Origin of the sequence: Pseudomonas sp. DD1, from assembly GCF_044510355.1 — a bacterium.
GTDB lineage: Bacteria > Pseudomonadota > Gammaproteobacteria > Pseudomonadales > Pseudomonadaceae > Aquipseudomonas > Aquipseudomonas shahriarae.
Map to the genome: position 1 here is coordinate 57,168 of NZ_MSAJ01000035.1, position 25,238 is coordinate 82,405.

Annotated in this window: 28 protein-coding genes; 15 read left to right on the forward strand and 13 right to left on the reverse strand. The window is 61.6% G+C overall.

Going from position 1 to position 25,238, the window contains the following annotated elements; genetic code table 11:
- Window positions 1-92: 92 nt before the first annotated feature.
- From PSFL_RS21765 to PSFL_RS21780, 4 genes are all read right to left on the reverse strand, one after another.
- Complete coding sequence (locus tag PSFL_RS21765; protein ID WP_397470475.1) at window positions 93-1,352, reverse strand: AGE family epimerase/isomerase; 1,260 nt, start codon at window positions 1,350-1,352, stop codon at window positions 93-95.
- Between the two features lie 141 nt (window positions 1,353-1,493).
- Window positions 1,494-2,336, reverse strand: coding sequence for a hypothetical protein (locus PSFL_RS21770; RefSeq protein ID WP_057439969.1), 843 nt, complete (start codon window positions 2,334-2,336; stop codon window positions 1,494-1,496).
- A 111-nt stretch (window positions 2,337-2,447) separates the two neighbouring features.
- Window positions 2,448-3,446, reverse strand: coding sequence for an NAD-dependent epimerase/dehydratase family protein (locus PSFL_RS21775; RefSeq protein ID WP_397470476.1), 999 nt, complete (start codon window positions 3,444-3,446; stop codon window positions 2,448-2,450).
- Between the two features lie 53 nt (window positions 3,447-3,499).
- Entirely contained in the window at window positions 3,500-4,393 is an 894-nt protein-coding gene (locus tag PSFL_RS21780; protein ID WP_397470477.1) for a LysR family transcriptional regulator ArgP, read from the reverse strand.
- A 102-nt stretch (window positions 4,394-4,495) separates the two neighbouring features.
- Between PSFL_RS21780 and PSFL_RS21785 the strand changes: the two genes are divergently transcribed.
- The 7 genes from PSFL_RS21785 to PSFL_RS21815 all read left to right on the forward strand — a co-directional run bounded on the left by PSFL_RS21785 (window position 4,496) and on the right by PSFL_RS21815 (window position 12,129).
- A complete protein-coding gene (locus PSFL_RS21785) occupies window positions 4,496-4,894 on the forward strand; it encodes an ACT domain-containing protein (protein WP_170045580.1) in 399 nt (132 codons plus the stop codon).
- Window positions 4,895-4,899: 5 nt separating this feature from the next.
- Window positions 4,900-5,499: a LysE/ArgO family amino acid transporter gene (locus tag PSFL_RS21790; protein WP_057439975.1), complete on the forward strand. Its 600-nt coding sequence runs from the start codon at window positions 4,900-4,902 to the stop codon at window positions 5,497-5,499.
- Between the two features lie 178 nt (window positions 5,500-5,677).
- Window positions 5,678-6,274 carry a superoxide dismutase gene (locus tag PSFL_RS21795; protein ID WP_003212997.1) on the forward strand — a complete coding sequence of 199 codons (597 nt, stop codon included), beginning with the start codon at window positions 5,678-5,680 and terminating at the stop codon, window positions 6,272-6,274.
- Between the two features lie 155 nt (window positions 6,275-6,429).
- On the forward strand, window positions 6,430-6,618 hold the full coding sequence (locus PSFL_RS21800) for a hypothetical protein (RefSeq protein ID WP_057439976.1): 189 nt from the start codon (window positions 6,430-6,432) through the stop codon (window positions 6,616-6,618).
- A 217-nt stretch (window positions 6,619-6,835) separates the two neighbouring features.
- Window positions 6,836-8,887: a bifunctional diguanylate cyclase/phosphodiesterase gene (locus PSFL_RS21805; protein ID WP_170045578.1), complete on the forward strand. Its 2,052-nt coding sequence runs from the start codon at window positions 6,836-6,838 to the stop codon at window positions 8,885-8,887.
- Between the two features lie 160 nt (window positions 8,888-9,047).
- Entirely contained in the window at window positions 9,048-10,391 is a 1,344-nt protein-coding gene (locus PSFL_RS21810; protein ID WP_057439978.1) for an imelysin family protein, read from the forward strand.
- Window positions 10,392-10,674: 283 nt separating this feature from the next.
- Entirely contained in the window at window positions 10,675-12,129 is a 1,455-nt protein-coding gene (locus PSFL_RS21815; protein ID WP_057439979.1) for a TrkH family potassium uptake protein, read from the forward strand.
- Here the strand turns inward: PSFL_RS21815 and PSFL_RS21820 are convergent.
- Entirely contained in the window at window positions 12,086-13,147 is a 1,062-nt protein-coding gene (locus tag PSFL_RS21820; RefSeq protein WP_115128811.1) for an AraC family transcriptional regulator, read from the reverse strand. The two genes, PSFL_RS21815 and PSFL_RS21820, sit on opposite strands and share 44 nt — an antisense overlap.
- 172 nt (window positions 13,148-13,319) lie before the next feature.
- On the opposite strand from PSFL_RS21820, the gene PSFL_RS21825 reads away from it, so the two are divergent.
- From PSFL_RS21825 to PSFL_RS21845, 5 genes are all read left to right on the forward strand, one after another.
- A complete protein-coding gene (locus PSFL_RS21825; protein ID WP_057439981.1) occupies window positions 13,320-13,631 on the forward strand; it encodes a DUF962 domain-containing protein in 312 nt (103 codons plus the stop codon).
- 27 nt (window positions 13,632-13,658) lie between these two features.
- Window positions 13,659-14,249 carry an HD domain-containing protein gene (locus tag PSFL_RS21830; RefSeq protein WP_397470478.1) on the forward strand — a complete coding sequence of 197 codons (591 nt, stop codon included), beginning with the start codon at window positions 13,659-13,661 and terminating at the stop codon, window positions 14,247-14,249.
- A gap of 151 nt (window positions 14,250-14,400) precedes the next feature.
- On the forward strand, window positions 14,401-14,529 hold the full coding sequence (locus tag PSFL_RS21835) for a hypothetical protein (protein WP_258558642.1): 129 nt from the start codon (window positions 14,401-14,403) through the stop codon (window positions 14,527-14,529).
- Between the two features lie 74 nt (window positions 14,530-14,603).
- Window positions 14,604-14,786 (forward strand): hypothetical protein, encoded by a 183-nt coding sequence (locus tag PSFL_RS21840; protein ID WP_115128812.1) that lies wholly within the window; start codon window positions 14,604-14,606, stop codon window positions 14,784-14,786.
- 267 nt (window positions 14,787-15,053) lie between these two features.
- Complete coding sequence (locus tag PSFL_RS21845; protein ID WP_057960499.1) at window positions 15,054-16,253, forward strand: MFS transporter; 1,200 nt, start codon at window positions 15,054-15,056, stop codon at window positions 16,251-16,253.
- Here PSFL_RS21845 and arfB read toward each other — a convergent pair.
- From arfB to PSFL_RS21885, 8 genes are all read right to left on the reverse strand, one after another.
- The gene (gene arfB / locus PSFL_RS21850; RefSeq protein ID WP_397470479.1) at window positions 16,250-16,663 is read right to left on the reverse strand and encodes an alternative ribosome rescue aminoacyl-tRNA hydrolase ArfB; all 414 of its coding nucleotides are present in this window, start codon (window positions 16,661-16,663) and stop codon (window positions 16,250-16,252) included. The genes PSFL_RS21845 and arfB overlap by 4 nt on opposite strands.
- A 57-nt stretch (window positions 16,664-16,720) precedes the next feature.
- The gene (locus tag PSFL_RS21855) at window positions 16,721-18,142 is read right to left on the reverse strand and encodes an amino acid permease (protein WP_057439985.1); all 1,422 of its coding nucleotides are present in this window, start codon (window positions 18,140-18,142) and stop codon (window positions 16,721-16,723) included.
- A gap of 624 nt (window positions 18,143-18,766) precedes the next feature.
- Window positions 18,767-20,005, reverse strand: coding sequence for a 23S rRNA pseudouridine(2605) synthase RluB (gene rluB / locus PSFL_RS21860; protein WP_057960500.1), 1,239 nt, complete (start codon window positions 20,003-20,005; stop codon window positions 18,767-18,769).
- Window positions 20,006-20,148: 143 nt separating this feature from the next.
- Window positions 20,149-20,340: a DUF1289 domain-containing protein gene (locus PSFL_RS21865; RefSeq protein ID WP_057439987.1), complete on the reverse strand. Its 192-nt coding sequence runs from the start codon at window positions 20,338-20,340 to the stop codon at window positions 20,149-20,151.
- Window positions 20,341-20,470: 130 nt separating this feature from the next.
- Complete coding sequence (gene scpB, locus PSFL_RS21870; RefSeq protein WP_397470480.1) at window positions 20,471-21,397, reverse strand: SMC-Scp complex subunit ScpB; 927 nt, start codon at window positions 21,395-21,397, stop codon at window positions 20,471-20,473.
- Window positions 21,398-21,409: 12 nt separating this feature from the next.
- Complete coding sequence (locus tag PSFL_RS21875; protein ID WP_169851199.1) at window positions 21,410-22,108, reverse strand: ScpA family protein; 699 nt, start codon at window positions 22,106-22,108, stop codon at window positions 21,410-21,412.
- A gap of 120 nt (window positions 22,109-22,228) precedes the next feature.
- Entirely contained in the window at window positions 22,229-22,858 is a 630-nt protein-coding gene (locus PSFL_RS21880) for an L-threonylcarbamoyladenylate synthase (RefSeq protein ID WP_057439989.1), read from the reverse strand.
- A gap of 13 nt (window positions 22,859-22,871) precedes the next feature.
- Complete coding sequence (locus tag PSFL_RS21885) at window positions 22,872-23,735, reverse strand: PHP domain-containing protein (protein ID WP_057960503.1); 864 nt, start codon at window positions 23,733-23,735, stop codon at window positions 22,872-22,874.
- Window positions 23,736-23,822: 87 nt separating this feature from the next.
- Here PSFL_RS21885 and PSFL_RS21890 point away from each other — a divergent pair, with 87 nt between their 5' ends.
- The 3 genes from PSFL_RS21890 to PSFL_RS21900 all read left to right on the forward strand — a co-directional run bounded on the left by PSFL_RS21890 (window position 23,823) and on the right by PSFL_RS21900 (window position 25,234).
- Entirely contained in the window at window positions 23,823-24,419 is a 597-nt protein-coding gene (locus PSFL_RS21890; RefSeq protein ID WP_057960504.1) for a septation protein A, read from the forward strand.
- A gap of 1 nt (window position 24,420) precedes the next feature.
- Window positions 24,421-24,720 (forward strand): YciI family protein, encoded by a 300-nt coding sequence (locus PSFL_RS21895; RefSeq protein ID WP_057439992.1) that lies wholly within the window; start codon window positions 24,421-24,423, stop codon window positions 24,718-24,720.
- A 106-nt stretch (window positions 24,721-24,826) separates the two neighbouring features.
- Window positions 24,827-25,234, forward strand: coding sequence for a hypothetical protein (locus PSFL_RS21900; protein WP_057439993.1), 408 nt, complete (start codon window positions 24,827-24,829; stop codon window positions 25,232-25,234).
- Window positions 25,235-25,238: the final 4 nt, after the last annotated feature.

Consider the following 25,238-nt stretch of genomic DNA (forward strand, 5'->3'; position numbering starts at 1 on the left):
CTTGTTGTTATGCATGCAAGTCTGGAGCTTGCGCTGCATAGGATTCTAAACAGGGATTTTTGCCAGGCACGTAACAAAGGGACGGGCAAATGTCACCACTTGGTGACATAGCAGCCGGCCCCCAGCGCACTGGCCATGCTTGGGGATAACGGCAGGCCCGGCAGCAATACGGCCTGCCAGGCATGGTACAGGTCCGGCTTGCCACCCCAGATCTTGCTGGCGGGCAGGTTTTGCGGGTCGAGTTCGTGGTGCCAACTGCCCTGGACCCGGTCGATCAGGTGGGTTTCACAGAACTCCCAGAAGCGCCGGTACCAGACCTCGTAATGCCACTCGCCGGTGCGCTTGAGCAGGGCCTGGGCGGCCGCGCTGGCTTCGGCGTGGGTCCAATGCAGACGCTCGCGCACCACCGGGCGGTAGTGCCAGTCCAGGGTGTAGACCAGGCCCGGGCCACCGTCCACCGACCAGCCATACTCGCAGGCGCTGGCGAACAAAGCCTTGGCATCCTCCAGCAACCACGCTGGCGTGACGAGCCCCGCCTGCTGGCGTGCGGCTTCAAGGTGCAACACCAGGCGCGCCCATTCAAAGCCGTGCCCGGGAGTGATGCCGTAGGGGCGAAAGCCGTCGGCCGGGTTGTCTTCGTTGTAACGGTGCAGGGGTTGCCAATAGCGGTCGAAATGCTCGATCACCATAAATTCATTGGCGGCGGCGTGCCGATGGATCACCCGTTCGACAATACGCAGCGCCCGCCCCAGCCAGCGCGTGTCGCCGGTGACATCGGCCAGGGCCAGAAAGGCTTCGGTGGCGTGCATATTGCTGTTGGCGCCGCGATAGGCTTCTTCACCGCTCCAGTCCCGGGCGAAGGATTCAAGCATTGCGCCCTCCTCCTCGCACCAGAAATGCTGGTCGATGATCTGTATGGCATCCGCCAGCAACGCTTGCGCCCCAGGGGCACCCGCCACCACTGCGGAACTGGCGGCCAGGGCGACAAAGGCGTGCAGGTAGGCGGCCTTGCCCGTATTGCCATCACCCGCGCCGGCGACGGCAAACCAGCCGCCATGCTCGGCATCCCGCAACGGGCCGGTGACGCTGGCCACACCGTGCTCCACCAGCTCGGCATAGCCCGGCAGCCCTTGGGCGTGAGCCATGGCGAAGCTGTGGGTCATGCGGGCGGTGTTCATGGTTTCGGCGTGGGCATCGACGGGCAGACGGCCCTGTACATCGAGGTTGCCGAAGCCTTCAGGCAGCCGCGAGGCCTTGGCAAAACCCAGCAGGCGCTGGCCTTCGGCGGCGAGCCAGGCGTGATGGGCAGGGGCGTTCAGCCAACTGCTGGCAGGCAGTGGTTGCATGATCATGGGTGGCCCTTTTTGTTTTTATGGGATGACCGCAGTCTAAACAAGGGTCGGGAGAGGGCATGTAACGAAAGAGCGAGGAAATGTCACCGATTGGTGACATTGGCAAGAGCCGGCAAGCCGGCCCCAAAAGTAACAATGGCGTCACTGGCCCAGAGGCGTGACCTTGGCCGGCGCACTCACCTCCCGTTGCAGGTTCTGCATCTGGGTTTGCAAGGTGGTGATGTTGCGGGTGGTCTGGATACGGAACACGTCGAACTCTTTATTCGACGGCCCTTCGGTGGCGGCGCGGTTGTCCAGTTCGCTCTTGACCACCAGCAGGTCCTGTTCCAGGCGTGCAATGGCCGTGGCCGGATTGCCCTGCTTCTTCAAGGCGGCCACCTCCGTGCCCAGTTCCTTGACGTCGGCATTCAATTTGGCGGCTTCGGCCTGTGCGGCCTTGAGGGCGGTCAATTCATTGACCAGGCTCAGCACCTGGGCCTGCAACTGGGTATTGGCGGTGGCCAGGTCCGTGGTGCTGGCACTCATCTGCGCCAGGCGCTTGTCCAGGTCGGTGGCCTGGCCCGCCACGCCCAACTGTTGCTTGCCCTGCTCCAGCAATTGGCTTTCCAACTGCTTGATCTGCAACTTGAGCGCTTCGCTACCGGTATTGACGATGGCCTCACTGGCCACCACCTTGCCGGAAATGTCCTGCAAGCGGCCGGCGGCTTCTTCGCTGATGCGCGCAAAGCTTTCCTGGGTGGCCACCAGTTGCTGCCCCATCAGGGAGATCTGCTGGAAACTCCACCAGGCCAGGCCCACGAAGGCGAACAGCAGCGCGCCGACCAGGGCCCACAACGGCCCGGTACTGGCACTCTTGACCTTGACCACCGGCGCCGGGCGCGAGCGGATGGAGGTGGCAGCTGTCGGCACAAAATCATCGTCATCGCCAACGTCGGCCCGCAGGCTCGGCACATTGTCGAAGTCGTCTTTAGTATCGTTACGCATGAATCAACCTTGAGATAGCCACATAAAAAACCAAGCGGCGGGAGTATAAACCCCTGGCCCGTCGCCTTGGTCGAGCGGCAACCGAAAAATCGGTTCCCGGTGTTGCGAAGGCTACTGGGAGCCCGGTTCCTCGACTTTCCACCAGTGGCAAAATTCGTCGAGCGCTGTCCACAGGCTGACCCTGGGTTGGTAATCGAGGTAGTGCTGCGCGCGGCTGATGTCCAGGGTGAAATCCTTGTTCATCACCTGCATGCCCAGGCGTGACAGTGACGGCTCCGGACGCCCCGGCCACATCGCGCAGAAGGCTTCATTGAGCGCCGCGACGCTATAGGACAAGCCGTAGGAACGGTAACGCGTGACCTGGGGCATTTCCATCTGGCGCATCACGTAGTTGATCACGTCCCACACCGGCACCGGCGCGCCATTGCTGATGTTATAGGCCTTGCCCAACGCCGAGCCGGTGGCCAGCAGGCTGCTGAGCAGGGCCTCGTTGAGGTTGTGCACACTGGTGAAATCAACCTTGTTCAGGCCGTCGCCGACGATGGCCAGGCGGTTTTTGCGCTGCATTTTCAACAGTCGCGGGAAGATGCTCATATCCCCGGCCCCGGTGACAAAGCGCGGGCGCAGGGCCAGCACTTCTAGGCCGAACTCCTGGGCACCGAAGACTTTTTGCTCGGCCAGGTACTTGGTGGCCGCATAGGGATGCTTGAAGCGCTTGGGCACTTGCTCTTCGGTCAGCCCCAGGTGATCGCGGCCATCGAAATAGATCGACGGAGACGACAAGTGCACCAGGCGCCCGACCCGCTGTTTCAGGCAGGCTTCGACCACGTTTTCGGTCACCTGCACATTGCCCTGGTAAAAGTCCTGGTAACGCCCCCACAACCCTACGGCACCGGCACAATGCACGACGGCTTCGACGTCGCGGCACAGGTTGCGCACCAGATCCGGATCATTCAGATCACCTTGGATAAACTCGGCGCCGCGCCGTACCAGGTGCTCGACACCCTCGGCCCGCCGCCCGTTGACCCGCACGTCCAGGCCCTGCTCCAGGGCGAAGCGCGCAAAGCGCCCGCCAATGAAGCCGCTTGCGCCGGTGACCAGAATTTTCATGTATTACTCCGTGTTCTTTACATTTTTCATCGCAGTTGCGTTGACGCCAGCAGTCACCCCAACGGCACCAACAACTGGCCGGTCGCCCGCGCCAGATGCTCGGTCAACAAGCCGAGCAATTGCCCACCGCTGCGCCAATGATGCCAGTACAACGGCACATCAATGGGTTTATCTGGCAATAACTCCACCAACACCCCACGCTGCAGTTGCTCACGCACCTGTAACTCCGGCACCAGCCCCCAGCCCAGGCCGGCCTCGGCCAGGCGGATAAACCCTTCGGAAGACGGGCATAAATGGTGTTCGAAACCGCCGTCCACGCCCAGCGACGCGAGGTAGCGATGCTGCAGGAAATCATCCGGGCCAAATACCAGCGCCGGGGTCCGGACCAACTGATCGGCGCGCACCCCGCCGGGAAAGTGCCGGGCGATAAACGCCGGGCTGGCCAGGGCCCGATAGCGCATAGCCCCCAGCAGCAGGCTGCGGGCACCGGCCACCGGGCGCTCGCTGGCGCAGACGCAGGCCGCCACTTCGCCGGCGCGCATGCGCTTGAGGCCGACGGTCTGGTCTTCCACCACCAACTCCAGCAACACATGCTGATCGGCGCAAAAATCCCCCACCGCCTGCCCCCACCATGTGGCCAGGCTGTCGGCGTTGATGGCAATGCGCAGGCGCTCCGGCATGCCCTCCTCGTCCAACGCCGGCACCTGGCTTTGCAGGTCGCGCTCCAGCAGGCGCACCTGCTGCACATGGTTAAGCAGGCGCCGGCCGATTTCCGTGGGGGTGGGCGGCGTTGCGCGCACCAGTACTGGCTGACCGATACGCGCTTCGAGCAATTTGATGCGCTGGGAAATAGCCGATTGCGACACGCCCAGCACCTGGGCGCCACGTTCGAAGCCGGCCTGTTCAACCACCGCCGCCAGGGCAGAGAGCAATTTGTAGTCGAACATCAGTTTTCCTAATGAGCGATGAGCAATATTGGTTTTTCTTATACAGCGCCAGACCGGAGAATGACCAGCATCCCGTGTTTATCTTCTTTCAAGGATCTTCCAATGGCTGGCGAAACCGCCCTGGCAACCCTGCTGCGCAGCATGAGCCCACAGCTCAACGCGGGCGACTATGTGTTCTGCACCCTGGCCGACAACCGCCTGCCCGACTGCGAAGTGATCGGCAGCTTTCGCGAACAGGAAGGCTTGACGGTGATTGTCGAGCGCCAACAGGCCGAACAGGCCGGCCTGAGCTTCGAGTACGTGGCGGCATGGATCACCTTGAACGTGCATTCAGCCCTGGAGGCCGTCGGCCTGACCGCCGCCTTCGCCACTGCCCTGGGACGTGCCGGGATCAGTTGCAACGTGGTCGCCGGCTACTACCACGACCATTTGTTTGTCGGCAGCAACGATGCCGAGCGGGCAATGGATGTATTGAAACAACTGGCAGCGGGCGCGGAGTGAATCCTATGTGGCAAAGTTATGTGAACGGCTTGCTGGTGGCCCTCGGGCTGATCATGGCTATCGGTACGCAAAACGCGTTTGTGCTGGCGCAGAGCCTGCGTCGCGAACATCACCTGCCAGTGGCGGCCTTGTGCGTGGTGTGTGATGCGCTGCTGGTGGCCGCCGGGGTGTTTGGCCTGGCGACGGTGCTGGCGCACAACCCGTTATTGCTGGCGATTGCCCGCTGGGGCGGCGCGGCTTTCCTGCTGTGGTATGGCGCCCTGGCCTTGCGCCGCGCCTGTTCGCGGCAAAGCCTGGGGCAAGGCGAGGGCCAGAAGGTGCGCTCATTGCGCGCGGTGATGCTCAGCGCCCTGGCCGTAACCCTGCTCAACCCTCATGTGTACCTGGACACGGTGTTACTGATCGGTTCCCTGGGCGCCCAGCAAACCGAGCCGGGCGCTTATGTCGCAGGCGCCGCCAGTGCGTCGTTCCTCTGGTTTTCCGCCCTGGCCCTGGGCGCGGCGTGGCTGGCCCCGTGGCTCGCGCGCCCGGCGACCTGGCGCCTGCTGGACCTTTTGGTGGCGGTGATGATGTTCAGCGTGGCCTATCAATTGATCAGCACCTGAGGAATATTCCAAAACGCTCTGGAACCTCTATCCCACACAGTTGTTGCGTGGTTTTGCCGCACCCCCGGTGCTATGATCCAGCCCCTGCGCCGCAAAGAGTACAAACTCCCCGGCGCTTGTTTGGCCGCCCGTGATCGGCCTTGCGCTCACCGCAACTGACCTGATTAGGAGAATTATCATGGCTTTCGAATTGCCGCCGCTGCCCTACGCACACGATGCCCTGCAGCCGCACATCTCCAAGGAAACCCTGGAGTATCACCACGACAAGCACCACAACACCTATGTCGTGAACCTGAACAACCTGGTGCCTGGCACCGAGTTCGAAGGCAAGACCCTGGAAGAGATCGTCAAATCCTCTTCGGGTGGCATCTTCAACAACGCCGCCCAGGTCTGGAACCACACTTTCTACTGGAACTGCCTGGCGCCAAACGCTGGCGGCCAACCGACTGGCGCACTGGCCGAGGCGATCAACGCCGCTTTCGGTTCGTTCGACAAGTTCAAGGAAGAGTTCACCAAGACTTCGGTCGGCACCTTCGGTTCCGGTTGGGGCTGGCTGGTGAAAAAGGCTGACGGTTCCCTGGCCCTGGCCAGCACCATCGGCGCCGGCAACCCGCTGACCAGCGGCGACACCCCGCTGCTGACCTGCGACGTCTGGGAACACGCCTACTACATCGACTACCGCAACGTGCGTCCAAAGTATGTGGAAGCGTTCTGGAACCTGGTCAACTGGAAGTTCGTTGCCGAGCAGTTCGAAGGCAAGACCTTCACTGCGTAAGTAACCCTTGCAGTAAAAAAGAGCCCGGCGTTTGCCGGGCTTTTTTGTGCCAGATTGAAACCACCTCACCCAACACCCGTGGAACTCACCGACAGCAATTGACCACTGAGCCGGTGAGAGAAATAACTCCCTCATCTATTTTAGGAGTATCAACCATGCTTGGAATAATGGAACTCGCCAAGGGCGCCATGCCAGGGATCGGAGAGCTTGTGGGTGCCTTGGCGGGAGTGCTGGGGAATGCAATAAAGGGCAAGTCAGGTGAAGACGAGGAGAAAGAACCCGGCAAAATAGCCGAAGATGTACACGCCAAAGTCGATATGCAGATTACCTACCCGCACCCTTGAGGCCATCGACGTGCTCTTGCGACAGGCAGAAAAGCCTACGCCTGTACGCCCGCCAGCCGTGCAAAAGGGCGGAAGATTTGATCCGCCCATCGCCTTCCAGATCTTGCCCCGCTAGCGTCCAGACGCCACGCACCGCAATGTTCCTTTGACTGCCACCACGGGATTGCCAATACTCATGGCATATTGAGGCTACCCGCATGGAACAAGGAATAACCCTTTGAAGCTGGAACTCAAAAACAGCTTGTCGGTGAAGTTGCTCCGGGTGGTGCTGTTGTCGGCACTGATAGTGGGCGTGGCACTGAGCGTGGCGCAGATCGTCTTTGATGCCTACAAGACGCGCCAGGCGGTGGCAGGCGATGCCCAGCGCATCCTCGACATGTTTCGCGACCCCTCGACCCAGGCCGTCTACAGCCTGGACCGTGAGATGGGTATGCAAGTCATCGAAGGCCTGTTTCAGGATGATGCGGTGCGCATGGCCTCCATTGGCCATCCCAATGAACCCATGCTCGCCGAAAAAAGCCGGGACTTGCAGCAGTCCCCCACCCGCTGGCTGACGGACGTGATTCTGGGACGGGAACGCACCTTTACCACCCCGCTGGTAGGGCGCGGGCCTTATAGCGAGTATTACGGCGACCTGAGCATCACCCTCGACACCGCCACCTATGGCCGGGGCTTTATCGTCAATTCGGGGATCATTTTTATCTCCGGGGTGCTGCGCGCCCTGGCCATGGGCCTGGTGTTGTACCTGGTCTATCACTGGCTGCTGACCAAGCCCCTGTCGCGGATCATCAGCCACCTGAGCTCGATCAATCCCGACCGCCCCAGCGAGCACAAGATCCCGCAACTCAAAGGCCACGAAAAGAATGAACTGGGGCTGTGGATCAACACTGCCAACCAGTTACTGGCGTCTATCGAGCGCAACACCCATTTGCGCCACGAAGCAGAAAACAGCCTGTTGCGCATGGCCCAGTACGACTTTCTTACCGGCCTGCCAAACCGCCAGAAACTGCAGGAACAGTTGGACAAGATCCTGGTCGACGCCGGGCGCCGACAACGCCGGGTCGCGGTGCTGTGCGTGGGGCTGGATGACTTCAAGAGTGTCAACGAGCAGTACACCTACCAGGCCGGCGACCAGTTGCTGCTGGCCCTGGCCGACCGCTTGCGTGCCCACAGTGGGCGCCTCGGCGCCCTGGCGCGCCTGGGCGGCGACCAGTTCGCCCTGGTCCAGGCCGATATCGAGCAACCCTACGAAGCCGCCGAGCTGGCACAGAGCATCCTCGATGACCTGGAAGCCGAGTTCGCCCTCGACCACGAACAGATCCGCCTGCGCGCCACCATCGGTATCACCTTGTTCCCCGAAGACGGCGACAGCACCGAGAAACTGCTGCAAAAGGCCGAGCAGACCATGACCCTGGCCAAGAGCCGCTCGCGCAATCGCTATCAGTTCTATATCGCCAGTGTCGACAGCGAGATGCGCCGTCGCCGCGAACTGGAGAAAGACTTGCGCGAAGCCCTGGGCCGCGACCAGTTTCACTTGGTGTACCAACCGCAGATCAGCTATGCCGATCATCGCGTGGTCGGCGTCGAGGCGCTGATTCGCTGGCAGCACCCGGAACACGGCCTGGTACCACCGGACCTGTTTATCCCGCTGGCGGAACAGAACGGCACCATCATCCCCATTGGCGAGTGGGTGCTGGACCAGGCCTGCCGGCAATTGCGCGAATGGCATGACCAGGGCTTTACCGAGCTGCGCATGGCGGTCAACCTATCCACGGTGCAACTGCACCACGCCGAACTGCCACGGGTGGTCAACAACCTGCTGCAGATCTATCGCCTGCCGCCGCGCAGCCTGGAACTGGAAGTGACCGAGACCGGCCTGATGGAAGACATCAGCACCGCCGCCCAGCACTTGCTGAGCCTGCGCCGCTCCGGCGCGCTGATTGCCATCGACGATTTCGGTACCGGCTACTCGTCACTGAGTTACCTGAAAAGCCTGCCTCTGGACAAAATCAAGATCGACAAGAGCTTTGTCCAGGACCTGCTGGACGACGACGACGATGCGACCATCGTGCGGGCGATCATCCAGCTGGGCAAAAGCCTGGGCATGCAGGTCATCGCCGAAGGTGTGGAAACACCCGAGCAGGAAGCCTACATCATCAGCGAAGGCTGCCACGAAGGTCAGGGCTATCACTACAGCAAACCCCTGCCCGCCCGTGAGCTGGCGGCCTATCTCAAGCAAGCCGAGCGCAATAACGCCGCCATCCTGTAAAGCCTTAATGCCCCCCAAGGCACGGCCTTGGGGGGCTGGCGCCTGACTGTGAAACTTTTCCTGCGTTAACCCTTTACAGAAAATGCAAATCTTTCGCATTATGTTGCAGTTTTGCGCGCTGCACTGCGCCCCGATCCACTACCGAAGCAGGATGTTCGCCATGATTCGTATGCCCCTGGCCACCGCCAGTCTGCTGGCCATCGCCATTTCTCTCGCCGGCTGCGGCGAGGGCAAAGACAAGGCTGCCGCGCCTCAGGCGCCGACGCCAGCTGCCAGCACTACCGCTCCAGCGGCTGCCGCTACCGCCGGCCAGGTTGACGAGGCCGCCGCCAAGGCAGTCGTCGCGCACTACGCAGACCTGGTGTTCGCGGTGTACAGCGACTCCGAGTCCACCGCAAAAACCCTGCAGACCGCGATCGACACCTTCCTCGCCAACCCCAACGACGAGACCCTGAAGGCCGCCCGTACCGCCTGGATCGCCGCGCGCGTACCGTACCTGCAGAGCGAAGTGTTCCGCTTCGGCAACACCATCATTGACGATTGGGAAGGTCAGGTGAACGCCTGGCCGCTGGACGAAGGCCTGATCGACTATGTCGACAAGTCCTACGAACACGCCCTCGGCAACCCGGGCGCCACTGCCAATATCATCGCCAACACCGAGATCCAGGTCGGCGAAGACAAGGTCGACGTCAAGGAAATCACCCCGGAAAAACTCGCCAGCCTCAATGAGCTGGGCGGCTCCGAAGCCAACGTCGCCACCGGCTACCACGCCATCGAATTCCTGCTGTGGGGCCAGGACCTGAACGGCACCGGCCCTGGCGCCGGCAACCGTCCAGCGTCGGACTACCTGCAAGGCGACGGCGCCACCGGTGGGCATAACGAGCGTCGCCGCACTTACCTGCGCGCCGTGACCCAACTGCTGGTCAGCGACCTCGAAGAAATGGTCGGCAACTGGAAACCCAACGTCGAAGACAACTACCGCGCCACCCTGGAAGCAGAACCTGCGACCGACGGCCTGCGCAAGATGCTGTTCGGCATGGGCAGCCTGTCCCTGGGTGAACTGGCGGGCGAGCGCATGAAAGTGTCCCTGGAAGCCAACTCGCCGGAAGACGAGCACGACTGCTTCAGCGACAACACCCACAATTCGCAGTTCTACGACGCCAAGGGCATCCGCAACGTCTACCTGGGCGAGTACACCCGCGCCGATGGCACCAAGCTGACCGGCGCCAGCCTGTCGTCCCTGGTGGCCAAGGTCGACCCGGCCGCCGATGCAGCCCTCAAGGCTGACCTGGCGGCTACCGAAGCGAAGATCCAGGTCATGGTCGACCATGCCAACAAGGGTGAGCACTACGACCAATTGATCGCCGCCGGCAACACGGCGGGCAACCAGATCGTGCGCGATGCCATCGCCGCCCTGGTCAAGCAGACCGGCTCCATCGAGCAAGCGGCTGGCAAGCTGGGCATCGGTGACCTGAACCCGGATACCGCTGATCACGAGTTCTGATCCACGCGGTTTGAATGAGGCGGCCTTCGGGTCGCCTTTTTTGTATTCATCGTTTGCAGGCGCCCTCTCCCCTGTAGGAGCTGGCTTGCCTGCAATGGCGGTGGCTCAGTCAAGCATTCGGGCCTGACCCACCGCCATCGCAGGCAAGCCAGCTCCCACACAAGCCAGCGCCCCTGTTAAGCCAAGTCCTACATCAGATCCGCGCCCCCCTTTGCAGCCCCCGGTTTACAAGCCCTGCACCGTAGGTAGAATGGCGCCTCCGACTGTTACCCGAGCGCTATTCATGGCAATGCCGACCCTGCGGATCATTGGTTTCATCATCGGCATCTTCCTGATTACCCTCGCGGTCGCCATGGTCGTGCCCATGGCCACCTTGATGTTTTTCGAGCGCACCAGCGACCTGCCGTCCTTTCTCTGGGCCAGCATGATCACTTTTATCGCCGGCCTGGCCCTGGTGATTCCCGGGCGTCCGGAGCAGGTGCAACTGCGCCCCCGGGACATGTACCTGCTGACGGTCAGCAGTTGGGTGGTGGTGTGCATCTTTGCCGCGCTGCCGTTTTTGCTGACCCAACACATCAGCTATACCGACTCATTTTTTGAAAGCATGTCCGGCATTACCGCCACCGGCGCCACCGTGCTCAGCGGCCTGGACACCATGTCACCGGGCATCCTGATGTGGCGCTCGATGCTGCACTGGCTCGGCGGCATCGGCTTTATCGGCATGGCGGTGGCGATCCTGCCGCTGCTGCGCATCGGGGGCATGCGCCTGTTCCAGACCGAATCCTCGGACCGCTCCGAAAAGGTCATGCCGCGCTCCCATATGGTGGCGCGCCTGATTGTGGCGGCCTATGTGGGGATTACTATCCTCGGCAGCCTCGGGTTCTGGTGGGCCGGCATGGGCTTGTTCGACGCGATCAACCACGCGATGTCGGCCATTTCCACTGGTGGGTTCTCCACCTCCGATGAGTCCCTGGCCCACTGGAAACAGCCGGCGGTGCATTGGGTGGCGATCGTGGTGATGATCATGGGCAGCCTGCCGTTTGCCCTGTATGTCGCGACATTGCGTGGCAACCGCAAGGCGCTGATCAAGGACCAGCAGGTACAAGGTTTGCTGGCGATGCTGCTGGTGACCTGGGTGGTGCTCGGCACCTGGTACTGGTGGACCACCAACCTGCACTGGCTGGATGCACTGCGCCATGTCGCGCTGAACGTCACGTCCGTGGTGACCACTACCGGCTTTGCCCTGGGCGACTACAGCCTGTGGGGCAATTTCTCGCTGATGCTGTTCTTCTACCTGGGCTTTGTCGGCGGTTGCTCGGGCTCCACCGCCGGCGGGATCAAGATCTTCCGCTTCCAGGTCGCCTATATCCTGCTCAAGGCCAACTTGAACCAGTTGATTCACCCAAGGGCGGTGATCAAGCAGAAATACAACGGCCATCGCCTCGACGAAGAAATCGTGCGTTCGATCCTGACGTTCTCGTTCTTCTTCGCCATCACCATCTGCATGATTGCCCTGGCCCTGTCGCTGCTGGGCGTGGACTGGATGACCGCCTTGACCGGCGCCGCCAGTACCGTCTCCGGTGTAGGTCCGGGGCTGGGCGAAACCATTGGCCCGGCTGGCAATTTCGCGACCCTACCGGACGCCGCCAAGTGGATCCTGTCCCTGGGCATGCTGCTGGGCCGGCTGGAGATCATTACGGTGTTTGTGCTGTGCATTCCGGCGTTCTGGCGCCACTGACACTCACCGACGTTTCCTGCAGCCGCGCCCGGTATTCGCCGGGCGTGGCATCGAACCAGCGGCGAAACGCGCGGAAGAAGTTACTCGGGTCGGCAAACCCCAGCAGGTAGGCGATTTCCAGCAGGGTCATGCTCGGCTGCGCCAGGTACTGCTCGGCCAGCTCGCGGCGGGTGTCGTCGAGCAAAGCCTGGAAGCTGGTGCCCTCCTCCTGCAAGCGCCGCTGCAAGGTGCGCTGGGACAAGTGCAACGTCTGCGCCACCACCTCACGCTTGGGCTCGCCCTGGGGCAACAGCCGGCACAGCACCTGGCGGGCCTTGTGGGTCACCCGGCTCTCGGAAAACCGCGCCAGGTACTCCCCGGCAAACCGATCGTGCAGCAGCGCCATCGCCTCATTGGCGGTGGGCAACGGCGCTTCCATGTCCGCCCGCTCGAAGATCAGCGCGTCATACGGCGCATTGAACACCAGCGGTGCATGAAAGGCCTGCTTGTAAGGCTCCAAGTCCACTGGCTGATCGCCCTGCACCAGCACCTTGCGCGGCTGCAAGGTGCGCCCGGTCAGCCAGCCACATAACGCCAGGGCACAGGCCAGCGAAGCCTCGGCGCTTTGCCGGGTGGGTGGCAGATGGTCGCCGTGGACCGTGAGGATCAGCGCATAGCCTTCGGGTAACAGGCGGAAACTCAGGTCGGCACTTTCGGCAATGATCCGCTGGTAACGCACCAGCCGGGCAAAGCCTTCAGCCAGGGTACTGCTGGACATCAAGGCATAACCCGCCACATGGAAGGACGCCGGACGCACCACCTTGCCCATATTCAAGCCAATGGCCGGATTGCCCGACAGCTCTACCGCGCGCTGCCAGAGCCGGGTCATGGAGTCCTGGGGGAAACGCGCATCGGGGTCATCCAGGGCGCGATAATCCAGGCCCAGTTGTTGGAACAGGGCACGGCAATCCAGGCCATCGAGCTCCAGCGCCTTGACTATCCCCATCGCCCAACTTGCAGAAGTGGTTCGTTCGTTCATGGCGTTTTCTTGCGCGCGTTCTATGAAGGGACGGCTGAAACCGCAGCCCGGAACCCAAGGATACTAAAGTGGCGTCTATTGTCACTGGCCCTTGCCTGTGATGACTCTAGACTCAAATAAGCTCCCCGCCGAACATCCGTCGGGCACAACAACAAACAGAGGGCCGGCCAACGTGGAAAATGTCAGACAATTCAATAGCTTCGCCGAGTTCTATCCGTATTACCTGAGCGAACACGGCAACAGCACCTGCCGGCGCCTGCATTTTATCGGCACCAGCCTGGTGATTTTTATTCTCGCCTTCGCCGTCGGCAAAGGTGCCTGGTGGCTGCTGTGGGTGTTGCCGGTGGCCGGCTACAGCTTTGCCTGGATCGGCCACTTCTTCTTTGAAAAGAACCGCCCGGCCACGTTCCAGCATCCGTTCTACAGCCTGCTGGGTGATTTCGTGATGTACCGCGACATGATTCTGGGCAAGGTACCGTTCTAAACCCGCAAAACAATAAGAGACATGTCGATGAGCCAACAGGCCCGCTTTACCCATATGCAGGACGGCACCCAGGAAGACTGGGCAATCATCGCTGCCGACTTCAGTGCCTACGCCCGCCAACTGCCCGGACGGATCCTCGCGCACCTGCGCCTGCTGGAAGGTGACTTCGGCGGTTTCCCGGTGGACCGCCTGACCCATTCCCTGCAAACCGCCAGCCGCGCCTGGCAAGATGGCCGCGACGAAGAATATGTGGTCTGCGCGCTGCTCCATGACATCGGCGACACCCTGGGTTCCTACAATCACCCGGACATTGCCGCCGCCATCCTCAAGCCGTTCGTCAGCCCGCAGAACCTGTGGATGGTGGAAAAGCACGGGATTTTCCAGGGTTACTATTTCTTTCATCATCTGGGTATGGATCGCCACCTGCGCGAGCAATTTGGCGAACACCCGCAGTACGAGCAAACCATCGAGTTCTGCGCACTGTATGACGCGGCGGCGTTCGACCCCGCCTATGCCACCCTGCCCCTGAGCTTTTTCGAACCGATGCTGGCGCGGGTCTTTGCCCAGCCGAAAAACTCGCTCTACAAAGCTGCCATGGAACGCCAGGCCAGCCTGTGACCTCTTGTCACTTGCGCCGGGTAGATGAAGGTTTGCGCATTTGGCGAGATAAAAGTCTTTTTGTCATTTGCAGTGCTGTATCCTGCCCAGGCTTTGTGAAAAGCGTGGCACATCTGCAATTGCACAACAGACCTTGCGAGGAGCGACGACGATGCACGAGATTCCCAATCTCCCCTTCCCAAGCCTGCACGAGACTGAGCAGCCAACCCCGCAACAGGCCGGCAGTGACAAACAAGCGCCGGCACAGGCAACACCGGTCGACAGCGATAGCGACGACTGACCGCAGCACCCAGACCGTGTGGAAAGCGTGACATTGCGCGCTTTCCACACCGCCTGAATCAAGAGACACGCCACATGCCCGATACCCCCCACAATTCCCCCGATGAAGCGTTACTCGGCGCCGCCCTGCAAATGGTCGACGTATGGAGCCGCCTCAGCCCGGAAAAACAGGCGCTGCTGCTCAAGCGCTTTGGCACCCAGGAAAACGCCCTGGCCGCGCTGGTGACCACGCGCATGCTCGACCCCGAAACCCCCTGATTTTTATCCTGTGGCGAGGGGGCTTGCCCCCGTTGGGCTGCGCAGCAGCCCCCCTGTCAGGTAAACCGAGGTGGCAGGTTTTGGGGCGGCTACGCCACCCGACGGGGGCAAGCCCCCTCGCCACAGCAAGCCCCCTAGCCACCACAAGCCCTCTGGTCACAGTAAGCCCCTTTGCCACAGTTGCCGTGGTGAATGATTTTCTGGCAGCGTAAAGCACCGGTATCATAAGCAACCTATCTTTTCCTGCCGCGACAGTGGATCTTTCCCATGCCAGATACCCAGCGCCCCATGGCGGTCACGCTGCAAGTCGTTTCCATCGTGCTGTTCACCTTTATCGGCTACCTGAATATCGGCATCCCCCTGGCCGTATTGCCGGGCTATGTCCACAGCGACCTGGGCTTTGGCGCCGTGATCGCGGGCCTGGTGATCAGCGTGCAGTACCTGGCCACCCTACTGAGCCGGCCCTACGCCGGGCGCATCATCGACAACCGCGGCAGCAAGCGCGCGGTGATGTACGGCCTGGCCGGTTGCGGCTTGAGCGGGGTGTTCATGCTGGCATCCGCCGCCCTGACCCACCTGCCGGCCCTGAGCCTGGCCAGCTTGTTGATTGGCCGGCTGGTGCTGGGCAGTGCCGAAAGCCTGGTGGGTTCGGGCTCCATTGGCTGGGGCATCGGCCGGGTCGGCGCGGTGAATACCGCCAAGGTCATCTCCTGGAACGGCATTGCCAGCTATGGCGCCCTGGCGATTGGCGCCCCGCTGGGGGTGCTGCTGGTCAGTCGGTTCGGGCTGTGGAGCATGGGTGCCAGCATTATTGCCCTGGCGGTGCTGGGCCTGTTGCTGGCCTGGCCGAAAGTCGCGGCGCCCATTGTGGTCGGCGAGCGCTTGCCCTTTATGCATGTGCTCGGTCGCGTGCTGCCCCACGGCTGCGGGCTGGCCCTGGGTTCCATCGGTTTTGGCACCATCGCCACGTTTATCACCCTGTATTACGCGACCCGCAACTGGGATAACGCAGTGCTGTGCCTGAGCCTGTTCGGCGCCAGCTTTATCGGGGCGCGGTTGCTGTTCGGCAACCTGATCAACCGGATCGGCGGGTTTCGCGTGGCGATTGCCTGCCTGTCGGTGGAAACCCTCGGCCTGCTGCTGTTATGGCTGGCCCCGAGCGCCGAGCTGGCCCTGGCGGGCGCGGCCTTGAGCGGTTTCGGGTTTTCCCTGGTGTTCCCGGCGCTGGGGGTTGAAGCGGTCAACCTGGTACCCGCCTCCAGCCGTGGCGCGGCGGTAGGGGCCTATTCGTTGTTTATCGACTTGTCATTGGGTATCACCGGGCCGCTGGCCGGGGCGATTGCGGCGGGTTTCGGCTTTGCCTCGATCTTTTTGTTTGCCGCGCTGGCGGCCTTCGCCGGGCTGCTGCTGAGCCTGTACCTGTATCGCCAGGCCCCCAAATACCGCGACGAACGTAACGCCGGCTAGAAATCCACCTTGCCGCGCCCGGCCTTGATGCTGCCGCGCTTGGTCTTGGATTCCAGGCGACGCTTTTTCGAGCCCAGGGTGGGCTTGGTCGGGCGGCGTTTTTTCTCGACCTTGGTCGCGCTGAGGATCAACTCCACCAGGCGCTCCAGGGCATCGGCGCGGTTCTGTTCCTGGGTCCGGTATTGCTGGGCCTTGAGGATCAATACGCCGTCGCTGGTAATCCGACTGTCACGCAGTGCCAGCAAGCGTTCCTTGTAGAACGGCGGCAGCGACGAAGCGCCGATATCGAAGCGCAAGTGCACGGCGCTGGAGACCTTGTTGACGTTCTGCCCGCCAGCGCCCTGGGAGCGGATAGCCGTCAACTCGATTTCGGCATCGGGCAGGTGCACGTTACTGGAGATCACCAACATCGAAAGCGGGTCCGTGAGCGAGGGTAGAGGCCGGGTTGCCGGCCCCTACGCGGTGGGCTAGGGGTTCAGCGAGGATACAGCACTCACGTCAGCCTGAGCCTTGCGCTTGTTCTTGAGCACATAGCACACCCACATAAAGGCCAGCCAGACAGGAATCGCATACACCGAGACCTGGATCCCCGGAATCAACAACATGACCCCCAGGATAAACACCACAAACGCCAGGCACACGTAGTTGCCATAGGGGTACCACAGCGCCTTGAACAGTGGCACCTGACCGGTGCGGTTCATGTGCTGGCGGAACTTGAAGTGCGAGAAGCTGATCATCGCCCAGTTGATCACCAACGTGGCCACCACCAGGGACATCAGCAATTCCAGGGCATGCTGCGGGATCCAGTAGTTCATCAACACCGCCACCAGGGTGACGGCCGCCGAGGCAAGGATCGAACGCACCGGTACACCGCGCTTGTCGATCTTCGCCAACGCCGCCGGGGCGTCGCCTTGCTCGGCCATGCCCAGCAGCATGCGGCTGTTGCAGTAGGTGCCGCTGTTGTACACCGACAGCGCCGCCGTCAGCACCACGAAGTTGAGGATATGCGCGGCGGTGTTGCTGCCCAGCATCGAGAACACCTGCACGAACGGGCTGCCGCTATAGGCATCGCCGGAAGCATTCAGGGTCACCAGCAGGCTGTCCCACGGCGTCAGCGACAGCAGCACTACCAGGGCGCCAATGTAGAAAATCAGGATGCGGTAGATCACCTGATTGATCGCCTTGGGGATCACGGTGCGTGGCTGGTCCGCTTCAGCGGCGGTAAAACCGAGCATTTCCAGGCCGCCAAAGGAGAACATGATGATTGCCATGGCCATCACCAGGCCGCCGACACCATGGGGGAAGAACCCGCCGTGTTCCCACAGGTTGGTCACCGACGCCTGGGGCCCGCCGGTGCCGCTGACCAGCAGGTAGCTGCCCAGGGCGATCATGCCGATAATCGCCACCACCTTGATAATCGCAAACCAGAACTCGGCTTCGCCAAACACTTTGACGTTGGCCAGGTTGATCACATTGATCAGCACGAAAAAGGCCGCCGCCGAGACCCAGGTCGGAATCTCCGGCCACCAGTAATGCACATACTTGCCGACCGCCGTCAGCTCCGACATGCCCACCAGGATATAGAGGATCCAGCAGTTCCAGCCCGACAAGAAGCCTGCGAAACCGCCCCAGTACTTGTGGGCAAAATGGCTGAAGGAACCGGCCACTGGCTCTTCGACGATCATTTCGCCCAACTGGCGCATGATCATAAAGGCAATGAAACCGCAGATGGCATAGCCGAGGATCATCGACGGGCCGGCTGACTTCAGCACCCCCGCCGAGCCCAGGAACAGGCCGGTACCGATCGCGCCACCGAGGGCGATCAATTGAATATGACGATTTTTCAGGCCGCGCTTCAGTTCGCCTGAATGCGAGTTGGGTCCACTCATGAAAAGGGTCTCACGCAAGGTTTGATGATGTTCAATACACGATGCTGCTTTGAAACCGACTCAAGCAGCGCCGATCAAACCCCAGCGCAAACACCAGGAGTCCAGCGTCTTTCTAACGGTCATGCGTCACCTGTTTGTTTTTATCTGTGACGAAATCGAACCCGTCCGGCTTATGGCCGGGCGGAGTTAACAAGGCAGCTAGCCTTGGCCTTTTGCGTGGGTACGCAAGGGGGGGTCACAGTAAAACGCGGCGCATTGTACACCGCTCGATCCGCTAGGGAGGGTTGCGGGAGAGATTGTTCGTCAAATGGAAGATTTTCTTTACACAGAAAGTTCATCAAGAGCACGCCCTGCGTAGGCTCAGCCCAATCGTAAAATAATCGTTACATAGCGGAAGCCATTCCTGACACACCACCGACTCCCCGTGGCGAGCGGGCTTGCCCGTTGGACTGCGCAGCAGTCCCTTGAAAGAACAACCCAGTCAACCAGGCAGACCGAGACAGCAGAGTGTGGGGCTGCTGCGCAGCCCGACGCGGGCAAGCCCGCTCGCCACACAGCGTGCAAAAAAAAACGCCAACCCGCAGGTTGACGCTTTTTCTTACAGCTTAAAGCTTGCTGCTGCTCTTAAGGCTTCTTACGCCCAAACCCCGGACGCTGGCCGGAACCTGCCGGTGCGCCACGGCGCTTGCCCGACGGCTCGTCCGCGACCAGTTTGAGCCCTGGGCGCTTTTTCGGCGCGGGCTTGGCTGGACGCTTGGCACCTTCGGCTGGGCGATCAGTCTGCGGAGCACCACGGCCGGTATCGCCACGGTTGCTGCGACCGCCCGTTGGTGCTTCGCCACGACCGGCAGGCCGCGGGGTACGCGGTGCACGCTCGCCATCCTGACGGGCTGGAGCCGATGGACGACGATCGCCCTCGATCTGCGGCTGACGGGAAATACGACCGCCTGTAGCCGGAGCATCCAGCGCCGGGCGCAAGGTGCGCGCAACGCGTTCGGTACGTGCCACCGGGCGCGACGATTTACGCTGCATGCGCTCCAGCTTGTCTTTGCTCTTGGCATTCATCTGCGGCATGGCCACAGGGGTCAGGCCCACTTCAGCACTGAGGATGTCGACTTCGTACTGGCTCATTTCGCGCCAGCGACCCATCGGCAGGTCCGAGTTGAGGAACACCGGGCCGAAACGCACGCGCTTCAGGCGGCTGACCACCAGGCCCTGGGATTCCCACAGGCGACGTACTTCACGGTTACGCCCTTCCATCACCACGCAGTGGTACCAGTGGTTGAAACCTTCGCCACCGGGGGCCTGCTTGATGTCGGTGAACTTGGCCGGGCCGTCTTCCAGCACCACGCCAGCCTTGAGGCGTTCGATCATCTCGTCATCGACTTCACCCCGTACACGTACCGCGTACTCACGGTCCATCTCGTAGGACGGGTGCATCAGGCGGTTGGCCAGTTCACCGTCGGTGGTGAACATCAGCAAGCCGGTGGTGTTGATGTCCAGGCGGCCGATGTTGATCCAACGGCCTTCTTTAGGCTTGGGCATCTTGTCGAACACGGTTGGACGGCCTTCCGGGTCGTCACGGGTGCAAATCTCGCCGTCGGGCTTGTTGTACATGATCACGCGGCGCACCGATTCGGCGGCCTCTTCACGCTTGATGACCTTGCCATCAATGGTGATCGCATCATGCAGATCGACGCGCTGGCCCAGGGTGGCTTCGACGCCATTGACCTTGATGCGCTTCTGGGTGATCCAGGCTTCTACGTCGCGGCGCGAGCCGACGCCGATGCGGGCGAGGACTTTTTGCAGTTTCTCGCCGGCTGGGCCGATTTCCTGGCTGTCGTTCTGGTCTTGGTCTTTCATCTTAAGCACCTCCCGGTGTGTCGATTCAGGCGTGGCCTGAAGGTATTGAAACTGTTGTCTTGGGCGAACGCATCGCCGAAGGGTCGCGAATCATACGCTCATGGCGCGCATTGCGCATCAGAGACTAGTCGATATGGGCCGGCTCATTTGCTTTTCCGCCGACCGGTGGCACCCAGGGCGATCAGCCGCAGCTCGGCTTCGGCCAGCACCGCGCGCTTGTCGACCTTGTCGAGCTTCTTCCAGGCCCGGATCTCACGCTTGCTGCGCCCGCAGCCGACGCAGATATCGTCGCTGAACTTGCAGAGGCTGATGCAGGGGTCTTTGGTGGAGCTCATATACATTCTCCCTGGTGCAGAAGATCCAATGTGGGAGCGGGCTTGCTCGCGATTGCGGTAGATCAGTCATATATCCAGTGGCTGACACTCCGCAATCGCGAGCAAGCCCGCTCCCACATTTGCTTCTGGGTCAGTCTTCGAATTCGCGGCGTTCGTTTTCGATGGCTTCGGCCAGTGCCCGGGCTTCGGCTTCTTCTTCGCTCAACTCGGGCTGTTCCAGGGCAGCGACGGCGGCCAGCAGTTTTTCGCGGGCCGCAGCCACGCCGAGGATATCCTCCTCGGGGGCCGCTTCCACGTTTACCTCAAGTTCAGGCTCAGGCTCAGACTCAGGCGCCACCGCCCCATCACGCAGCAAGTCATCAAAGTCGGTCTTGATCCCCTGCTCCATATCGTCCAGCTCCAGCAGCAAGGTGTGGAAACTGGTCTCGTCCTTCGGCTCTTCCGGCTCGGCGCTGGCATCAGCCAGCTCCTGCAAGCCGGGCGGCACCGGGGCATCGTCGAAATCGAGCACCGGTTCGGCCTCGATCTCGCGCAGCTCGGCCAAGGGCGGCAGGTCGTCGAGGTTCTTCAGGTTGAAGTGATCGAGAAACACCTTGGTGGTGGCGAACATCGCGGGTTTGCCGGGTACGTCGCGGTAGCCGACGATACGGATCCACTCGCGCTCCAGCAGCGTCTTGACGATATGGCTGTTGACTGCCACGCCGCGCACGTCTTCGATCTCGCCACGGGTGATGGGCTGGCGATAGGCAATCAGCGCCATGGTTTCCAGCATCGCCCGGGAATACCGTTGCGGGCGCTCTTCCCACAGGCGCCCCACCCACGGCGAAAACTTCTCACGGATCTGCAAGCGATAGCCCGAGGCCACTTCGCGCAGTTCAAAAGCACGGCCGTCACAGGATTTACGCAGGATTTCCAGGGCCTTCTTGAACACCGGCGGTTCCGGGCGCTCGGCCTCTTCAAACAGTTCAAACAGGCGTTCCAGCGATTGCGGCTTGCCCGAGGCCAAGAGGAAGGCTTCCAACAGCGGTGCCAGTTCGCGAGGTTCAGTCAGATTCATCAATTCAGCTCGTTATTCGGCTCGCGCCCGCACGTGGATAGCCGCAAAAGGCTCATTCTGCACCAGCTCGACCAAGGATTCCTTGACCAGCTCGAGGATCGCCATAAAGGTCACCACCACGCCCAGGCGCCCTTCTTCGGCGGTAAACAGCTCGACAAACGGCACAAAGCCGCCGCCCTTGAGACGCTCCAGCACATCGCTCATACGCTCGCGGGTGGACAAGGCTTCGCGGCTGACCTGGTGGCTTTCAAACATATCGCCACGGCGCAGCACCTCGGCCATGGACATCAACAGTTCTTCCAGGCTCACATCCGGCAATAATTTGCGCGCCCGGGCTTCCGGGGCATCGAGCTTGGGCACCACTACGTCACGGCCCACGCGGCTCAAGCCATCAATGCCTTCGGCGGCAGCCTTGAAGCGCTCGTATTCCTGCAGGCGGCGGATCAGCTCGGCGCGGGGATCGTCCTCTTCGGCTTCGATTGTCTCGGAACGCGGCAGCAGCATGCGCGACTTGATCTCCGCCAGCATCGCCGCCATCACCAGGTACTCGGCGGCCAGTTCCAGGCGCACCGACTGCATCAACTCGACATAGCCCATGTACTGGCGGGTAATTTCCGCCACAGGGATATCGAGGATATTGATGTTCTGCTTGCGGATCAGGTACAGCAGCAAGTCCAGCGGACCCTCGAAGGCCTCAAGGAACACTTCCAGGGCATCCGGCGGGATATACAGGTCCAGGGGCATTTCCATGACCGCCTGGCCGTAGACCATGGCAAATGGCAGCTCCTGCTGGGCGCCGGCCTGACTGTCGACGGTTTCCACGGCCGACATTCAGGCCTCGACCAGGAACGGTGCTGGGTCGCCACAACCCACACGGATCACCTCCGGCTCGCCGTCGGCCAGGTTGATCACGGTGGACGCCTTGTTGCCGCCGTACCCGCCGTCGATGATCAGGTCTACGTGCTTTTCCAGGAGTTGGCGCATTTCATAGGGATCTTCCAGCGGCTCAGTGTCGCCGGGCATGATCAACGACACGCTCATCAGCGGCTCACCCAGCTCAGCCAGCAGCGCCAGGGCAATGGGGTGCTCCGGCACCCGCAGGCCGATAGTGCGCTTTTTCGGGTGCAGCAACAGACGCGGCACCTCGCGGGTGGCATTCAGAATAAAGGTGTACGGCCCCGGCGTATGGGCCTTGAGCAGGCGGAAAGTGCCGGTATCGACTTTGGCGAACAGGCCCAATTGCGACAGGTCGCTGCAAATCAGCGCAAAGTTGTGATTCTTGTCCAGTTCGCGCAGGCGTCTTACGCGCTCCACGGCGTTCTTGTCGCCGATCTGGCAACCGATGGCGTAGGAGGAATCCGTGGGGTAGATCACCACGCCGCCGCCTCGAATGATCTCCACGGCCTGCTTGATCAGCCGCGCTTGCGGGTTTTCCGGGTGAATCTGGAAAAATTGACTCACGTTCTCTACCTGTTCAGACGGTGGCGGTAATGGGGTCATGCTTGAATCGCCCCCACAGGAGCGGCAAGTCTTCCGGGACCGGGCGATATTCGCCGATCTCCGACCAGCCGCCTGGGCCATGGAAATCACTGCCGGCACTGACCAGCAGACCAAATTCACGGGCAAGAATCGCCAGGCTGCCAACCTGTTCGGCGGGTTGATGCCCATTGACCACTTCGATGGCGTGGCCACCCGCTTGAATATAGTCGCCTATCAGCTTGCGACGCTTGCTGCGGGTAAAATCGTAATGCCAGGGGTGCGCCAGGCTGACCCAGGCCCCGGAAGCACGCAACGTGGCAACCGTGTCCTCCAGAGTCGGCCAGTGCAGCTTGACGTCCCCCAGCTTGCCGGCGCCCAGCCATTTGCGGAACGCTTCGGCGCGGTCCTTGACGAACCCTTCACGCACCATCCAGTCGGCAAAATGCGGACGGGCCGGCGCGTTGCCGCTGTCGCCCAGCTCCTGCTGGATCGCTCGGGCGCCCTCCAGCGCGTTGGGCATTCCCTTGAGCGCCAGTTTGCGGCTTATTTCTTCGGACCGCAGCCAGCGGCCATCGTGCAAATTGGCAATGGCCGCCACCAATGGCGGGGCCGTGACGTCAAAACCGTAGCCCAGGACATGAATGGTCGCGCCGCCCCAGGTGCAGGACAATTCGACGCCATTGACCAGATGCATCCCCAGGGCCGTGGCGGCACTACGCGCCTCTTCCAGGCCTTCGAGGGTGTCGTGGTCAGTCAGCGACAGGACTCGCACGCCTTTTTCAAACGCACGCGCAACCAGTACCGCGGGCGCCAGGGCGCCGTCGGAGGCCGTGCTGTGGCAGTGCAAATCAACATTCACGGAAGTGTGTAACCTCAAGTCAGCTGGCGCTTTCGCTACCAAGGATGTTTGTTATTATGCCGCCACATCCAGCTTCTGGCTCTTACTGTGAAACAATTCATCGACTTCATCCCGCTGTTGCTGTTCTTCATCGTTTTCAAAACCGATCCACGGGTCCTTGATATCGGCGGCCATGAGCTGTCGTTCGGCGGCATCTACAGCGCCACGGCGGTGCTGATCATCAGCTCCCTAGTGGTCTACGGCGCGATCTTCATCTCCCAGCGCAAGCTGGAAAAAAGCCAGTGGCTGACCCTGATCGCCTGCCTGGTCTTTGGCGGCCTGACCCTGGCCTTCCACAGCGAGACCTTCCTGAAATGGAAAGCCCCGGTGGTCAACTGGCTGTTTGCCCTGGCCTTTATCGGTAGCCACTTCATTGGTGATCGCCTGCTGATCAAGCGGATCATGGGCCACGCCCTGAGCCTGCCGGAGCCGATCTGGACCCGCCTGAATATCGCCTGGATCGGGTTTTTCCTGTTCTGTGGCGCGGCCAACCTGTTCGTGGCCTTTACCTTCCAGAGCTACTGGGTCGACTTCAAGGTGTTCGGCAGCCTGGGCATGACCGTGGTGTTCCTGGTTGCCCAGGGTATCTACCTGTCGCGCCATCTGCATGACACCGACCCCACCACGCCAAAAACCGAGGACTGACATGCTCTACGCCATCATCGCCACCGACGTCGCCAACTCCCTGGAAAAACGCCTGTCCGTTCGCCCGGCCCACGTGGAACGCCTCAAGGCGCTGCAGGCCGAGGGGCGCTTGGTGATCGCCGGCCCGCACCCGGCGGTCGACAGCAATGATCCGGGGGACGCTGGCTTCACCGGCAGCCTGATCATCGCCGAGTTCGCCTCCCTGGCCGATGCCCAGGCCTGGGCCAAGGCCGATCCGTATGTGGCGGCCGGCGCCTATGCCGATGTCGTGGTCAAACCGTTCAAACAAGTCCTGCCCTGATCCCGGTGGTGCTGAACCTATTGGGCTCGGCAAACGCCTAATCGCTCATTATTCTCGGTAACCTGCCGACAACGTTCTGAATATTCGTGTGGAATCAGGAGTTCCGATGCGCTTACGTCAGTTGTGTCTGTTGGCAGTGTTAACGATCGGGGCTACGGCCCAGGCTGAAGAAACCTCGAACACCGGCAGTTCCACGCCCCTGTCCTTGAGTGCCGGCAGCCAGATCACCGAGTTGCAGCAACGCTTGAAAGAAAGCGAACGCCTGCGCGAAGAGCTGAGCAAACAATTGCAGACTGCCGATGCTGCCCGCGAGAGTGCGCAACTGAGCCGGCTGCGCCAGGACAATCAGCGCCTGGCCCAGCAACTCAAGGAAGCACAAGGTGGCGCCCTGCCACGCTGGCTCACTGACCAGCAGCAGTGGTTTGTGATTGGTGCGGGAGTTGCGCTGGTCGCCCTGCTGTGCGGTATCTTCGCCAGTGGCGGGCATCGGCGCCGTCGACAATGGCTAAATTGAGTGA

Coding starts and splice junctions, on each gene's coding strand:
- PSFL_RS21900 (WP_057439993.1), top strand. CDS start 24,827: ATGCGCTTACGTCAGTTGTGTCTGTTGGCAGTGTTAACGATCGGGGCT.
- PSFL_RS21845 (WP_057960499.1), top strand. CDS start 15,054: ATGCCAGATACCCAGCGCCCCATGGCGGTCACGCTGCAAGTCGTTTCC.
- PSFL_RS21865 (WP_057439987.1), bottom strand. CDS start 20,340: ATGAGCTCCACCAAAGACCCCTGCATCAGCCTCTGCAAGTTCAGCGAC.
- rluB (WP_057960500.1), bottom strand. CDS start 20,005: ATGAAAGACCAAGACCAGAACGACAGCCAGGAAATCGGCCCAGCCGGC.
- PSFL_RS21835 (WP_258558642.1), top strand. CDS start 14,401: ATGCACGAGATTCCCAATCTCCCCTTCCCAAGCCTGCACGAGACTGAG.
- PSFL_RS21775 (WP_397470476.1), bottom strand. CDS start 3,446: ATGAAAATTCTGGTCACCGGCGCAAGCGGCTTCATTGGCGGGCGCTTT.
- PSFL_RS21840 (WP_115128812.1), top strand. CDS start 14,604: ATGCCCGATACCCCCCACAATTCCCCCGATGAAGCGTTACTCGGCGCC.
- PSFL_RS21830 (WP_397470478.1), top strand. CDS start 13,659: ATGAGCCAACAGGCCCGCTTTACCCATATGCAGGACGGCACCCAGGAA.
- PSFL_RS21895 (WP_057439992.1), top strand. CDS start 24,421: ATGCTCTACGCCATCATCGCCACCGACGTCGCCAACTCCCTGGAAAAA.
- PSFL_RS21855 (WP_057439985.1), bottom strand. CDS start 18,142: ATGAGTGGACCCAACTCGCATTCAGGCGAACTGAAGCGCGGCCTGAAA.
- PSFL_RS21785 (WP_170045580.1), top strand. CDS start 4,496: ATGGCTGGCGAAACCGCCCTGGCAACCCTGCTGCGCAGCATGAGCCCA.
- PSFL_RS21820 (WP_115128811.1), bottom strand. CDS start 13,147: ATGAACGAACGAACCACTTCTGCAAGTTGGGCGATGGGGATAGTCAAG.
- PSFL_RS21795 (WP_003212997.1), top strand. CDS start 5,678: ATGGCTTTCGAATTGCCGCCGCTGCCCTACGCACACGATGCCCTGCAG.
- arfB (WP_397470479.1), bottom strand. CDS start 16,663: ATGTTGGTGATCTCCAGTAACGTGCACCTGCCCGATGCCGAAATCGAG.
- PSFL_RS21800 (WP_057439976.1), top strand. CDS start 6,430: ATGCTTGGAATAATGGAACTCGCCAAGGGCGCCATGCCAGGGATCGGA.
- PSFL_RS21780 (WP_397470477.1), bottom strand. CDS start 4,393: ATGTTCGACTACAAATTGCTCTCTGCCCTGGCGGCGGTGGTTGAACAG.
- PSFL_RS21815 (WP_057439979.1), top strand. CDS start 10,675: ATGGCAATGCCGACCCTGCGGATCATTGGTTTCATCATCGGCATCTTC.
- PSFL_RS21790 (WP_057439975.1), top strand. CDS start 4,900: ATGTGGCAAAGTTATGTGAACGGCTTGCTGGTGGCCCTCGGGCTGATC.
- scpB (WP_397470480.1), bottom strand. CDS start 21,397: ATGAATCTGACTGAACCTCGCGAACTGGCACCGCTGTTGGAAGCCTTC.
- PSFL_RS21770 (WP_057439969.1), bottom strand. CDS start 2,336: ATGCGTAACGATACTAAAGACGACTTCGACAATGTGCCGAGCCTGCGG.
- PSFL_RS21810 (WP_057439978.1), top strand. CDS start 9,048: ATGATTCGTATGCCCCTGGCCACCGCCAGTCTGCTGGCCATCGCCATT.
- PSFL_RS21765 (WP_397470475.1), bottom strand. CDS start 1,352: ATGATCATGCAACCACTGCCTGCCAGCAGTTGGCTGAACGCCCCTGCC.